The sequence below is a fragment of the Paenibacillus sp. FSL R7-0652 genome (genome assembly GCF_038595045.1).
Taxonomy (GTDB): Bacteria; Bacillota; Bacilli; order Paenibacillales; family Paenibacillaceae; genus Paenibacillus.
Window position 1 is genome coordinate 570,591 of sequence record NZ_CP152001.1, and the last position, 14,678, is coordinate 585,268.

11 protein-coding genes are annotated in these 14,678 nt (G+C 51.2%); 6 read left to right on the forward strand and 5 right to left on the reverse strand.

What is annotated here, in order from left to right; all coding sequences use genetic code 11:
* Positions 1-271: 271 nt before the first annotated feature.
* Complete coding sequence (locus MKY97_RS02720) at positions 272-1,189, reverse strand: hypothetical protein (RefSeq protein WP_342553998.1); 918 nt, start codon at positions 1,187-1,189, stop codon at positions 272-274.
* A 282-nt stretch (positions 1,190-1,471) separates the two neighbouring features.
* On the opposite strand from MKY97_RS02720, the gene MKY97_RS02725 reads away from it, so the two are divergent.
* From MKY97_RS02725 to MKY97_RS02740, 4 genes are all read left to right on the forward strand, one after another.
* Complete coding sequence (locus MKY97_RS02725) at positions 1,472-2,065, forward strand: sugar O-acetyltransferase (protein ID WP_342553999.1); 594 nt, start codon at positions 1,472-1,474, stop codon at positions 2,063-2,065.
* Between the two features lie 48 nt (positions 2,066-2,113).
* Entirely contained in the window at positions 2,114-2,536 is a 423-nt protein-coding gene (locus tag MKY97_RS02730; protein WP_342554000.1) for a GNAT family N-acetyltransferase, read from the forward strand.
* A gap of 206 nt (positions 2,537-2,742) precedes the next feature.
* The gene (locus MKY97_RS02735) at positions 2,743-3,375 is read left to right on the forward strand and encodes an NAD(P)H-binding protein (protein ID WP_342554001.1); all 633 of its coding nucleotides are present in this window, start codon (positions 2,743-2,745) and stop codon (positions 3,373-3,375) included.
* Positions 3,376-3,526: 151 nt separating this feature from the next.
* Positions 3,527-5,251 (forward strand): NAD(P)H-hydrate dehydratase, encoded by a 1,725-nt coding sequence (locus MKY97_RS02740; RefSeq protein ID WP_342554002.1) that lies wholly within the window; start codon positions 3,527-3,529, stop codon positions 5,249-5,251.
* A gap of 875 nt (positions 5,252-6,126) precedes the next feature.
* On the opposite strand, the gene MKY97_RS02745 is transcribed toward MKY97_RS02740, so the two are convergent.
* The 4 genes from MKY97_RS02745 to MKY97_RS02760 form a co-directional block, all read right to left on the reverse strand.
* Positions 6,127-7,779, reverse strand: a complete 1,653-nt coding sequence (locus MKY97_RS02745; RefSeq protein ID WP_342554003.1) for a methyl-accepting chemotaxis protein — start codon at positions 7,777-7,779, stop codon at positions 6,127-6,129.
* Positions 7,780-7,803: 24 nt separating this feature from the next.
* Positions 7,804-8,811: a BMP family ABC transporter substrate-binding protein gene (locus MKY97_RS02750; protein ID WP_342554004.1), complete on the reverse strand. Its 1,008-nt coding sequence runs from the start codon at positions 8,809-8,811 to the stop codon at positions 7,804-7,806.
* Positions 8,812-9,297: 486 nt separating this feature from the next.
* Complete coding sequence (locus tag MKY97_RS02755; protein WP_342554005.1) at positions 9,298-10,908, reverse strand: gamma-glutamyltransferase family protein; 1,611 nt, start codon at positions 10,906-10,908, stop codon at positions 9,298-9,300.
* Positions 10,909-11,228: 320 nt separating this feature from the next.
* Positions 11,229-12,128 (reverse strand): SDR family oxidoreductase, encoded by a 900-nt coding sequence (locus MKY97_RS02760; protein WP_342554006.1) that lies wholly within the window; start codon positions 12,126-12,128, stop codon positions 11,229-11,231.
* A gap of 160 nt (positions 12,129-12,288) precedes the next feature.
* Here MKY97_RS02760 and fosB point away from each other — a divergent pair, with 160 nt between their 5' ends.
* Positions 12,289-12,708, forward strand: a complete 420-nt coding sequence (gene fosB / locus MKY97_RS02765) for a metallothiol transferase FosB (protein ID WP_342554007.1) — start codon at positions 12,289-12,291, stop codon at positions 12,706-12,708.
* Positions 12,709-12,849: 141 nt separating this feature from the next.
* Complete coding sequence (locus MKY97_RS02770) at positions 12,850-14,661, forward strand: S9 family peptidase (RefSeq protein ID WP_342556210.1); 1,812 nt, start codon at positions 12,850-12,852, stop codon at positions 14,659-14,661.
* Positions 14,662-14,678: the final 17 nt, after the last annotated feature.

The following is a 14,678-nucleotide window of genomic DNA, read 5'->3' on the forward strand; positions in this document are numbered from 1 at the left end:
AGTGCAATTAGGATGATAAGCTGAGAAGGGTCGTAGATGCAAAAAAAAACGTAACAAACGCTGCAAACGTGGAAAACGTAAAAAGTGCTGCAAACACAACCTGCAGCTAAACAATATAAATAAATGATGAAAGGCTGCTCTTCAAATCACGGAAGTGACTTGGAGAACAGCCCTTTTTGTGCACTAACCATTTTACCTGTTCTGAAAGCAGGATTATAAGACAAATATAATCACTAGAGACGAGTTGTTCAATTCTCTGAATTGGAATGTTTCACTTGTCTGAACTGGATATGAATTTTCGGGAGGCATCTGTATCATTCATCTCCTCCTCCACGGATTCAGAGATTGACGCGATGTCACTGCTGCCGGCTTCTCCGCTGTCGGTATGCCCGGCATAGGGACGCTCACTGCGGGAACGTGATCCGGTCAATCTGAATCCTGAGGCAAAAAGAATCAGCTGCAGTGCAAGAGCGTAAGGCGCTGCCGCAAGTCCGATCAGGTGAAGCAGCGCGCACAGCGCAATCAGCAGCGAGAGCCATCTCAGTAAGGTGCCGGCTGTCCCCCGTTTGGGACTGGCCCACAGCAGATAACCGTAAACGATGGTCAGCATGAGGGAAGCGCACTGTATCCATGGTAGAATTCCTTCCCATGAGTCCAGCATGATGCCTTCTCTCAGGAGTTTGTTGTAGAAACTTCCGAATAAAAGTGCAGTGGCTGCAAGTGCGGCAGGTTCAGCAGCCGGGCGGATAATTGTCCAGATGGACCTGCCCCAGTGCACGGAATGGGCATTCCGGATGAGTTCTTCCGAAAGTGCGGTGCACTCTCGTTCCAGCGCTTTATGCATAAGTGCAAGTCTGGCCGTATCGTGGTCTTTAACGCATTCACGAATCTGGTCATGCAGCTGCGGGGAGAGGCATGAGGCCGTCCTGCAGGTCAGCATTGCCTTCAGCAGCTCATGGTGCTCGTGTTCAGATACTTCATATTTTCGCTGTTCCCAAATGGTAAGTTGTCCCAAAAGCTTTGTGCTTATGTATAATGTATCTCGTACCCTTTGTATTCGTCTTTCCCGGTTGCGGCGAATTTCTGTGGCCGACCACAGGTATGTTACCAGAAGCAGGGCGATCACCCCGAGCAGCGCCGCTTCAGCGCCAGGATATGAGGGCAGGATATCGAACCAATGTTGAAACACAATTTTTCCTCCTCTGCACCAACTTAACGTATTGAAACACGGTTCACGCAAGCTTTCTCTCACTATTACACAGGAAGTCGATGAATTCAAGCAGATGGAGCGTTGATTTAGAGGATATCTTAGGGTATTTATACGAAATACAGGAGGCCCATTCACCTGCTGGTTGAGCGAGGCGAATGGACTGTGAGGCATGTGATACCCTTCATTCACAATTGGAGAATTCACGGATTTCTGTTAGGATACACCTGTGCGAAGAGAAATCATGTGTTGGAGGAAATCAGTGTGAAATGGACGGAGAAGGAAAAAGCCCAGAAGGGTCTGCTTTACGATAATAACAATGATGAACAGTTAGTTAGAGAACGCACTTTTGCTAAGGAAATGTGCTATGACTATAACCAAATTCGGCCAAGCAATCTAGCGGAAAGAGAGGCTCTTATCCGGAAGCTTTTTGCAAAAACAGGAGAGAAATTTCTGATCGAGCAGCCGTTTTATTGCGATCAGGGATATAACATTGAGATCGGAGAACATTTTTATTGCAATCATAATACCGTTATGCTTGATGCGGGTAGAATCCGTTTTGGAGATCACGTATTCATTGGTCCTAATTGCGGGTTCTATACACCTGAACATCCACTCGATGCTGAACAGCGAAACCAAGGCTTGGAGATTGCCTTACCGATCTCAGTAGGAAATAATGTGTGGATTGGGGGAGGAGTAACCGTCCTGCCCGGCGTCACGATTGGAGACAATGTCGTTATTGGTGCGGGGAGTGTCGTTACCAAACCTATTCCTGCCGGCGTTATTGCTGCCGGGAATCCATGCAGGGTCATCAGGGAGATTACAGAGGAAGATCAGCATAAATATCCACGCATTTAGATGAAGCATTAAATGGCAGTTCATTAAAATCAGAAGGGAGAACAGTGGATGGATGAGGTGAAAATTGAACATGCACCGCCAGCTGCGGTGGAATATTTGACGCTGCGGCAGATTGCCGGGCTTAGCCCGATGAGCCGGGAAGGAGCCGAGATTGGACTGCCGCGGAGTTTATTTGCAGTATGTTTACGAGAGGACGATGTCCTGATTGGTATGGGGCGTGTCATCGGGGACGGCGGCTGTTTTTTTCAGGTGGTCGATATTGCGGTCCATCCCGATCTGCAGGGGAAGGGCTACGGGAAAGTGATTATGATCGAGATTATGAACTATTTACGCGAAGCCGTACCTGCGCGAGGACTCGTCAGTCTGCTGGCTGATGTTCCTGCTGATCGCTTATACGCTCAATTTGGCTTTGAATATACAAGTCCGAAGTCAGAGGGAATGTGGTGGAGGCAGGGGGAGCAGGATGTGTAAAAATAGACCGTTAACCTTTGGACAACCAAAGGTTTTTTGGCATGATGAACTTGGCGCCCTGTATAAAACAGGGATGTTGATTCGAGTTTACAAGTGCTCATTTCCGGTTTAAGATGACGTGAGCCGTTTAAGGTATATAACAAAAGGAAATCGCATTACAATAACGATATTGATGAGACGAAATCGACAGAAAAGAGGGAATGGATATGAAAGTAGCGATTTTTGGAGCAACTGGCGAAATTGGGAAAACCATCTTGTGGGAATTGATGGATCGCGGTCATGAAGTAACGGCAGTCGTGCGTGATCCATCCAAGGTGGAGATGGTACATAAGCGCTTGCGTGTGGAGCAGGGGGATATACTTAACCCCGATCAGGTCGCTGATTTTGCAGCCGGACAAGAAGCGGTAGTCAGTGCTTATGGGCCGAAGTTTGGCGAGGAAGAGGAACTGCTGGAAGTGACTCGGTCACTGATTGAAGGCGTGCGCCGTGCAAATGCAGGACGTCTGGTTGTTGTTGGCGGGGCAGGGAGTCTGATGACCGATTCTGGCGAAATGCTTATGAATACACCTGGATTCCCCGAAGAAGTAAAACCGCTGTCGCAGGCCCATGCGGATGCCTATGGACTTCTTGAGGAATCAAACATTCACTGGACTTATATGAGTCCGGCGGCAACGATCACTACAGGGCGGAGAACAGGTCAATTCCGGATTGGCATGAACCGTGTAATTACAGATGATTTGGGCGAGAGCAGCATATCTGTAGGCGATTTTGCTGCGGCTTTAGTAGATGAGCTGGATGATCCGCAGTTTATTCAAGCGCGGTTTACGGTGGGATACTAAGCATACGCCGTTTTGGGGAAATCCTTTGGCAGTAGGAACGTATAGGATGGCGCTTGGATCGGATGGAATGGCAGGACGTAGAAACGGAAAGCTAATGAATGTTAATGGCGGATGCAGATAAAATGAGCATGTCGATCGGGAGGGATGACTGTTGTTTATCGTGACGGCTGATCAGATGCGTGCGGTGGACGAGCATACGATCCGGCATCTTGGCATTCCTGCAGCCAGTTTGATGGAGAATGCAGGCAGAGCGATTGCCGAGGAAGTCATCAAACTGTGCCGGGGGGGCCAGTGTGGTCGTGGCCGGTTTGAAGACGATGAAGCTCAACGTGAAAATGGTAAGGGCGATTCAGGCATTCGCCCCTGGCTTGATCATGGCCCGGCCAAAAGGGCGGAACGGGCACACACCGGGCCCGGCGATCGCGCGGGTTATGGGGGCGACATCATCGCCGACCCGGCGCTGGTGATGCTGCATCCCGGTGATCAGCACTGGTATATGCTGATCGGCAAGGGTAACAATGGCGGCGACGGGCTGGTTGCGGCGCGCCATCTGGTGGAAGCGAGGCTCGGCGTGACGTTGGTCTACGCCGACGACCCGGAGGCACTGCGGGGCGAAGCCGCAGTGCAGAGAGATGCCGCCGCACAGCTCGGCATCCCTGCCGTGGTCCACGGGCGCGAAGCCGTGGACTTCAGCCGGTGCACGGGCATCGTGGATGCGCTGCTGGGCACCGGCTCGCGAGGGGCGCCGCGCGGCGCGTACGCGGCGCTAATTCAGGCGGCGAACGACAGCGGCAAGCCGGTCGTGTCCGCCGATGTGCCAAGCGGGCTGGATGCCGATACGGGGGAGGTGTACGAGCCCTGTGTTAAAGCCCGGGTGACCGTATGCCTTGCGCTGCTTAAGCGCGGGCTGGTACAGTACCCGGGCGCTTCTGCCGCGGGGCGCATTGTCGTGCGCGGCATCGGCATACCCGCGCGGCTCGCGCCGGAGCATGGCCCCTCGGTCCGTCTGCTGACGGAAGAGGTGCTGCAGGCTGTGCTGCGCGTGGACACAGGCCGCCGCCGGGCACCGGACGGCCATAAGGGCACCTACGGCCATGTGCTGCTGGCCGCAGGAAGCATGCCGATGAGCGGCGCAGGCCTGCTCTCGGCCAAAGCCGCGCTGCGCGCAGGCTGCGGGCTTGCCACATGGGCGCTGCCCGCGGCGCTGATGCCGCATGTCATCGGCACCGTGCCCGAGCTAATGCTTGCCCCTGCAGCCGATGACGGCAGCGGCGAATGGAACGCGGCTACCGCCGCAGCTGTGCTGCGCCTTGCGGAGAGCCGCGACGTGCTTGCGACCGGCCCTGGCCTTGGCCGCTTCGAAGACGACACCGACTGGCTGCGCCGTCTGTGGCAGCAGACGGATCGTCCGCTTGTTATTGACGCGGACGCCCTCAACATGCTGGCAGATGCAGGCCCGGGCGGGCCGCGCATCTGGGGACAGCGCAGTGCGGCGACGATCCTTACGCCGCACCCAGGCGAGATGGGCCGTCTGCTGGGCATGCCGACCCCCGAGGTGCAGCGTGACCGAATTGGACACGCTGCACGGTACGCCCGCGAGCAGGGCGTGACCCTTGTGCTCAAAGGAGCACGAACGGTCATCGCAGCGCCTTCCGGCGAGGCGTACATTAACACCACCGGCCACGCCGGCATGGCAACCGGCGGTGCAGGGGACGTATTGACCGGCATCATCGCCGGTCTGCTTGCCCAAGGACTAAGCGCAGAGCAGTCCGCCGCATTCGGCGTATACCTGCATGGACAGGCAGCCGAACGAGCAGCTCTGCTGCGCGGTGACCCGTCATCCCTGCTGGCTGGAGATATCATTGATGCGCTGTAAGAAACATCTTAAACCAGCGAGCAGCATCATACAAAAGCATTAACATATAAATGTGCTGGACCTGACTAATGGATTAAACCTACGTACAAGCGGTATCAAAGAAGGATCAAAAAAGGAGCCCCATCCAAGTTGTGGAGGGCTCCTTTTTAGTATTATATTCTCAATAATAATAGAAACATGGTTAAATCATTGTTTATGGTCAGCGACCATTGGATACGCTGCAGCAGCATTACCAAAACCAAGGCCGAACCAGCGAACCAAACGCATGAATCGAACCCAAGGCTACACACACGAACCGAATCCACAAATCCAACTTAAAAAAGACTCACTAACTATTACTGACGAAGGCGAGTTACCTAACGCTAATATCCACTCTTAGAAGGTGGAAATTTCTAACGATCCTGAAGAACTTTATTTGGGGTATATTCTCAAACTTTATTCTCTAACGATCCCAGGGAACCCTATTTCGATCATTTAGGTTGGAAATGGAGCCATTACTTCAATTTTATCCAAAATAAGCTCCGTGGAAATCGTTAGAATCTCTAACGACTCAAAATCATTCAAATAAGGTCACCTGAGATCGTTACAATAAAATGTAATGTCTTGCTCAGCACGGAATTACTATGATTTCGTCGAATCCCTCAGCGAGGCTGCCCATATATGAGCAGTATGCAGCCTTAGCCGCACAACCAGCCAATATGATTCCCCCAAAATTTACATGATACGCCTAGAATCAATACAATATGCATACACCGTACGTACAACACACGTGCACTACTACGCATACACCGTATGTACACCACGCGTACACCATACGTACACCGCGAGTTAGAAGGATCACGCGCTGCATGTCATCCGCTGCTCTCCAGGTTATCCTAGAGACGGAAACGCTGGAGTTCCTGATGCATTTCCGCACTGATATCACGCAGTGACTTGACTTTGATGCTTGCTTCGTTGAAGGAGCGCTGCTGCTCCGCAGTAGAAGCAGTGATCTCTTCGCTGCTGGCCGCGGACTGCTCGGTGATGGCACTGATATTTTCGATGGCATGCTGTACTTGGGAGCTAAGCTGGCTTGAGTGATGCATATCGTCAGCAAGCTGCTGGATACCCGCACTGATCCGCTCTACACTTTCGCGGATGGCCGAGAAGGATTGCCGTGTCTGGCCAGTGGCTTGTTCCTGTTCACCAAAGAGCTGCGTACTCTGCAGCACAGAGCTTTTTACTTTTTCCATCGATTCGGTAATCTCATTCACAGCCGCATAGATGTGTTTGACGGACTGGGCAGACTGCTCAGCGAGTTTGTTCACTTCTCCTGCCACGACAGCGAAGCCGCGTCCGGCTTCCCCCGCACGTGCAGCCTCGATGGAGGCATTCAGAGATAGAAGGGTTGTCTGCTTCGCGATCTCGGATACATATCCTGTCATTGTAGTGATGCGAGCCGCGCTTTCTTCCAGTTCCAGTACAGTCTGTTCCACTTCGGACATCGCTTGGCGGTTCACTTCGGCCAGCCGCAGCTGTTCTTTAATGGCCTTGTTCCCCTCTTCCACCGTAGCTAATACGTCACGTCCAGCCATGGCGGATTGAGAAGTGGCCTGCAGATTGCCATGAAATGTAGACTGCATTTTGTCGACTACGATGACGGTTTCGCTGAGGTCCTCGGCAATCTTCTGGCTGCCGATGGACAGCTCTTCCGTTGTACGGGAGACCTGCTGCACAATCGCTTGTACCGTATCATTGCCGCGGTCAATATCCTGTGCCATCTGATCTACTCGCTGTCCAGCTGTATCGATGGACTGGATAATGCCGCGAATGTTATTCGTCATTTGCCCGAAGGAGCGGCTCAGATCATCAAGTTCATCTTTCCCTTTAGGTTCAGGCAGCGTTTGGGTCAGATCACCGCTAGCGATATGTCCCGCAGCTTCCTTGAGCAGTCGAATGCGCTTGGATATCTGACGTGATGTGTACATATTAAACAGCATGACCGTGATGAACAAAAGGGCAGCACCGCCCAGAGCCACCTGCCAGGTCATTTGGATGTCATTCTCTAGATCCAACGTGTACTGTGTGTACCGCTCCCGCGTAATCTCATTCAGCGAATAAATGTCATTCTGTATGCCTCGAACCCGTGCGCTGTAACGCTTCGCTTCCGCACTGTTCATGCTGGTCATGGCCTCGGCAGCGCCTTTTTCCAGTGCCTGCAGCTTTGTTTGAACCGTTTGAATGAGCTGCCGTTCCTCAACCGTTTCCAGCAGTCCATCGTTCAGCTCCTTAATTAAGGCTTGGCCTTCTTTTAGAAGAACCAGTACAGCTTCCTGATTACCGGCCGTCATCGAGAAGGAGTAAACATCCAGCGCCTGCTGTGTCTGAATTTGATTGGAGTTCAGCTCACTTACCTTCAGCATGGCAGGTACCAAGTTTTGATTTTTCGCATTCATGCCGAGCAGTTCCGTGATGATATATGCGACCAGCGCAAGACATAGAAGCACTGAGATCAGAGCATTGATGATGAGTTTTCCCTGTAATTTCATATGCGTACCTCCTCGATCCGTGGGTTATGGATTCAATGTAATTTTAGTTTGACCCGAAGAAATTTTAGTTTTCAGATCATCGAAGGTTTTCTGCTGCTCCTCACTCAACGTGATGTTGTGCAGCCCAGTCAAGCCTACTGCGTTCTCTGCCAGCCCCTCTACGATTTCCTTTTTCGGGAAGGTATGTTTGTTCTCAATGAACGAATTCACTGCGTTATAGATGGAGACATCTATATTTTTCAGCATGGATGTAAGGATTGCTTTTTCCGCCAAAAAGAATTGATCCGTATCCACGCCAATGGCATATTTACCCTGTGCCTGTATTTCGGCTAGTGCGCCTACACCGGTAAGACCGGCGGCCACATAGATCACATCGACATTCTGTTCCTGGATCATTTTTTGAGCCAGCTGTTTGCCGAGATCCGCATTGCCAAAATCACCTGCATAAACAGCTTCTACAGCAGCCTCGGGGTTAACGGCGAGTACGCCCTGTTTGAATCCCTGCTCAAAATCTTTGAGTGCTGGAATCTCCATTCCACCCAGAAAACCGACATGGTTCTCTTTGGAAGCCATGCCTGCAATGATACCAGCCAGATAACTTCCTTCTTCGGCACGAAATGAGATGGATGCAATGTTAGGCAGGGCAGACTGACTATCAATTAACAGGAATTGCTGATCTGGATATTTAGCGGCAGCCTTCTCCATATCCGTCAGAACCGTATTGCTCAGACCGATAATGAGATCGAACTTCTCTTTGGAAAACTCCTCAAACGCAGCTTCAGCCGTCAAATCCTTGCTGGGTTCGCGATAGTCAAAAACAATGCTCTTCTCGTCTCTGGCCTTGACCAATCCGTTAAAAGCAGCATCATTGAACGATCGGTCTCCCAGTCCCACTTCCGTGAGGACAATCCCCACTCTGGTTTTGGTATCTGCAACCGCCGCTTTAGAGCTGTTGGAACAGGCCGCTAGTACCAGCAGCGTCAGGGCCATGAGTATCGTGAGCCCCATTCGGATATGCATCATTTTTTTCATTGAAATGCCCCCATTTCTTTGTGCTTTTATGTATGCTTATGGAAATTTACTGGATGATAGATGGACACCAGTCATCTATGCAGCGAGATTTTCCCTTTAACTATATCGGTGAAAAATGTGTTTTTTTAATGGTGTTTAATGAAAGTTTACAGAAATATAAATCCATTTCATGAATTAAACGTGGTTTTTACAATTGTGTTGTTACATTACATTAGTGTTCTCTCCAGTTATAAGTTTGCTTTGAATTAAACGTGAAAATAAAAAAAGCAAAGCAGAGTAATTTCACTCTACTTTGCTCTGCCCTGCTTGACCTTTACATACGTCACGTCTAATCGATATGACCTATCTTAAAGCCTATTTTAAAAGCCTTTTTCAGTATTATAAGTCCTTATTACATCCTTAGGTTATCCACCACTCCAGAACTACCTCATTAAGTACATAATCGTACAGTACGCATCACTGCATTATTAATCTCTACCATGCTCTCTACCACGCTGCTATTGAGCCATCCGTTCGGCTTTCCGTTCCTCCGCATAACACACCCGTGTGCGGGTTGCGCCAAATGATCTGCCCGCGTCCAAACGGGGACGAATCCAGCTCAGTTCGGATATCATGCCCTTTACGAGCGAGTGCTTGGGCAATGTGAGGGGGGAAGCCCTGCTCAACCAGTATCGTTTTGTCCTTGATCCACTGCCAGCGCGGAGAATCGAGCGCAGCCTGTGGATTGAGCTGATGATCGATCGTATTCATGATGACCTGCACATGACCTTGCGGCTGCATGAAACCGCCCATTACCCCGAAAGGGCCGACCGCTTCACCGCCATGGGTGAGAAACCCGGGGATGATGGTATGATACGTACGTTTACCCGGCTCCAGTGCATTGGCATGCTGCGGATCAAGCGAGAAGTTATGCCCGCGGTTCTGAAGTGCAATGCCTGTGCCCGGCACCACCAATCCTGAACCAAAGCCCATATAATTACTCTGGATAAAAGAGACCATGTTTCCTTCGCCGTCTGCGGCAGCCAGATATACTGTTCCGCTGCCGCGCGGATCACCTGCCTCTGGTGCCCGTGCCGTATCTCCAATCAGCTTGCGCCGTTCTGAGGCGTACGCTTCAGACAGCAGTTCTTCCACAGATACGCCCATCTTGTGTTCTTCCGTAATGTATTTTTCTCCATCGGCAAAAGCCAGCTTCATTGCTTCCAGCTGCCGGTGATAACTCAGAACGGATTCCTTCTCGGCAAAGTCAAATCCCTTCAGCAGATTAAGTGCAGATAGGGCGATGAGTCCTTGCCCGTTCGGTGGAATCTCCCACACATCATAGCCGCGATAGGAGACAGAGATCGGATCAACCCATTCAGGCTGGAAAGCCTTCAGATCGTCACGGGTGAGGTAACCGCCATGCTCGGCCATAAAAGCGTGAATGCGTTCCGCCAGTTCTCCTTCATAAAAGTCTCGCGCTTCGCTCTCGCCAATTCGGCGCAGCGCGGCCGCATGGCCCGGCGAGCGCCACACTTCCCCCGCAGCGGGTGCACGCCCGCCAGGGGCAAACGTCTCAAACCAAGCACGCCCTGCTTCCGCATCGCCCTGGCGTGCATAGACCTCGGCTGCCCGCGCCCAGTGGCGGGCCAGCCCCGGCGCAAGCGGATAACCCTCCTCCGCATAGCGGATGGCTGGTTCCAGCGCTTGCGCCAGCGTGAGCCGTCCAAAACGACGGCTCAGCTCCGCCCATCCTGCCGGTGCGCCAGGAACCGTCACCGGCACAACCCCCAGCTTCGGCATCTCCGTACAGCCTGCCGCTCGAAGCGCCTCAATCGAAATGCTCTGAGGCGCAGGCCCACTGGCATTCAGGCCGTGCAGCTTGCCCTCTGTCCAGACGAGGGCAAAAGCATCGCCACCAATGCCATTGGAGGTCGGCTCCAGCACGGTGAGTGCTGCCGCAGTGGCGATGGCGGCATCAATCGCATTGCCGCCTTGTTTCAACACATCCAGACCAGCCTGCGCAGCGAGCGGCTGCGACGTCGCCACCATGCCCTGTTTGGCGTATACCGGCACACGGTATGAGGGATAGGGTTGGTAAAGGGGATCAAAGTTCATTTGTCAATCAGCTCCTTGTCGCGAGATGTCAGATTCCGTTTCTTAACCGGAGTAAAGCTTCTAACCCTTTTCGCAACGGGATAACCAATCTCCTGCCAAACCAACCAAATCCAACCTGACACCAAGAGTGAGGAGCATCAATACATGCCTTTCAGAGTGCGGTTCTCTGCTAATGCATGTCTAGGTCTTCACCCATTTCGGGAGTTCCGGATTCAGTCTGTAACCTGCAATCTACAATTTACAATCCGGGCCTATTTCATGTCCTGTTATATCCATGAGAGATACAAACAAGCTGTTTGAATACACACTTTTATTTAAGCTTACGTAGTCACCATATCGCCGCCGTTGACATGGATGCATTCACCCGTGACATAGGAGGAATCACGTGATGCCAGATAGACATAGGCCGCCGCCAGCTCGTAAGGTTGACCGGCCCGCCCCATAGGCGTATCGGTGCCAAACACCTGCACATCTTCAGCCGAGAAACTGGCTGGAATAAGCGGAGTCCAGATGGGCCCCGGAGCCACGGCGTTTACACGAATGCCTTTGTCAGCCAGGGATTGGGAGAGTACACGGGTGAGAGACACCACGGCCCCTTTGGTCGAAGAATAATCGATTAGCCGCACATCGCCTTTGTAGGCTGTAATGGAGGCAGTATTGATAATAGATGCCCCTTGGCACAGATGGGGAAGGGCTGCCTGGATCAGGAAAAAATACGAGAACACATTCGTTTGAAACGTATGGTAGAGCTGCTCCTCGGTGATGTCGACAATGCTCTGCTGCACATACTGCACGGCGTGGTTGTTGACCAGTATGTCGATTTTCCCGAACGTTTCCATGGTCTTGCGAATGACTGCTTCGCAGTTTGGTTTGAGCCGCAGATCTGTTTCGATGAGCAGACAGCGCTGACCGAGCTCCACGATCCGATCACGTGTCCATTCTGCGTCGTTTCGTTCATATAGATAAGCGATGACTACGTCTGCACCTTCTTTGGCAAAAGCTATTGCCGCCGCTCGCCCTATGCCGCTGTCGCCGCCCGTAATAATGGCAACCTTGTTTTGAAGCTTACAGCTGCCTATATAAGCAGGATCTTCACTGATCGGTTCGGGCACCATCAGCGATTCCAGACCGGGCTGCCGATCCTGATGTTGGGGCGGAAAGGCTAACTTCTGCGGCTTGCACACCGTTTTTTCACCGTAAAATGGATAGACAGGGTTCATGGTTTTGACATCCTCCTCGAACGTTTCTTGATAAACCTACCCTATGCGTTCGCCCAGAAGAAGGTGCGGTGATACGAAGTAACATGCTTGTTTTCTATGCAAAAAATATACCATAATAAGGATGTGAATCTTTAAATTTGATGGAGGTGTCAGGAGCCCTATGAACATTCAGGGAATCAATCATTTGTGCTTTTCCGTATCGAATCTGGAGCGATCCATTACGTTCTTTGAGCAGGCTCTGGGTGCCCGAATTCAGGTGAAAGGACGCAAGCTGGCCTACTTTGAACTGGCGGGCCTTTGGATTGCTTTGAACCAGGAGGATGTTCTTCGGAATTATACGGAACGAACCTATACCCATATCGCGTTTACGGTAAAAGAGGAAGAGTTTGACGCATCAGTGGAGCAGCTGCGAGCTGCAGGAGCCGATATTATTCCCGGAAGAGCGAGAGATGAGCGGGATGGGAGATCGGTTTATTTTACAGACCCGGACGGACATCTATTCGAACTGCATACAGGCAGCTTGAAGCAGCGGTTGACATATTACCGTGAGGATAAACCGCACATGACCTTTTATACGTAAGGATATGCCTCTTAGAAAATATTAATGGAATTAAAGCTCACATATCTATTGTGAAAACAATGGAATAAACGATAAACTGGACAAATAGCACCTTAATTTACCAATGTTAAATTCACGGGTTCAATCATAAGGAGGTTTATGATGATTCAGTTTCCAAAACCGGATGTGGAGCAATATTTTCAGACGTATCGTATTTCGCATTTTGCCGTATCAGCGGATGAGAAGAAGCTGTATATGGACAGCAACCTGAATGGTCAGCCGAATATTTGGGCGTTGGATTTGCCTGGGGGATATCCCTATCCTTTGACGTATTTGGACCAAAGCAGTCAATTTATTAAGGCTGATCCGCAGGGGCGTCATCTGCTCACTGCTTTTGATCGAGATGGGGATGAAAATTATCACCTCTATGCACTGCCGCCGGAGGGTGGAGTTCCGCTGCCTATTGTGCCGGCAGAGCCAAATGACCGCTGTTATTATGCTCACTTATCGGAGGATGGGAAACGGTTGTATTATAATACCAGTTCGGGCAATCCGAATTATTTGAACTCACGCTGCCGTGACCTGGAAACGGGAGAGGACAAGCTGCTGCATCAAGGAGAAGAGGCAACCAGCAGTCTGATCGCAGTAAGCCCGAATGAAGAAGCCTATGTTATCATCAAAATGTATTCCAACACGTACCAGACAGCCCATTTGTACCGGAACGGGGAATCTCATTCCATAGTACCGGTTACCGAGCGACAGAGTCAGGTTCCATATGTTCTGTTTGCAGGAAATGATCGCCTGCTGCTGATTACCAATGATGATTCGGCCTATTCCTATGTGGCTGAGTATGTGATTGATACGGGAGAGTTCCGAGCGTTGTGTCACATTGAAGGAGAAGATGTAGAAGAAATTCGCTGGCATGAGGCATCTGAAACGTTATTTGTTTGGACAATGACCGGGCCGGAGTACCACATGTATGTGCTGGAAAAAGATGCTGAAAAACCTCGCCGCATGGACATGCCGCTTGATACGATCGAACAGGTGAACGTGACCAAAGCCGGTAACGTGTACATTCTTGGACGCGGTGCTGTACAGCCGCACAACATCTATCGTCTGCTCGCAGGATCTGATTCTTGGGAGCCGTTAACGGCCAATCGGGTAACGGGTCTGAACCCGGATGATCTCGTATATCCAGATGTAGTAAGGTACAGTTCCTATGACGGACTGGAGATTGAAGCACTGCTGTTCAAAGCCAAACCGGAGCAAGCTAACGGTTACAGCGTATTCTGGCCGCATGGCGGACCGCAGGCATCGGAGGGCAAGTTCTTTCGGCCGATGTTCCAGCTGCTGCTGGCACAGGGCTACCACATCTTTGCTCCGAATTTCCGGGGAAGTACCGGTTATGGTGCTGCATTCGTGAAGATGGTAGAGCGGGATTGGGGCGAAGGGCCAAGGCTGGACTGTGTCGCAGGCATTCAGTGGTTGTTTGATCAGGGTATTAGCTCCCCAGAGCGTTTATTTGTGGTGGGCGGCAGTTACGGAGGTTATATGACCCTGCTGCTGGCAGGTCGTCATCCAGAGCTGTTCCGCGCAGCTGTGGATATCTTTGGGCCATGTAATCTGTTTACCTTCCTGGAATCTGTACCGGAAGACTGGAAGCCTATGATGGACAAATGGTTGGGTGATCCGGTACGTGACCGTGAACGCTTGATCAAAGATTCGCCAATTACGTATCTGGATCAGATGGTAAACCCGATGCTGGTCATCCAAGGAGCCAATGATCCAAGGGTGGTCAAGGCTGAATCCGACCAGATCGTATCCGCACTGCAGGAGAAAGGCGTAGACGTCGAGTACATCGTATTGGATGATGAGGGCCATGGTTTCTCCAGAAAAACAAATGAAATTTTAGTTTATCGTAAAATGGTCGAGTTTTTGCAAAAACATCAAAAGACTCCTGCCACACAGTTTTAATTTGAATCGTTGGATCA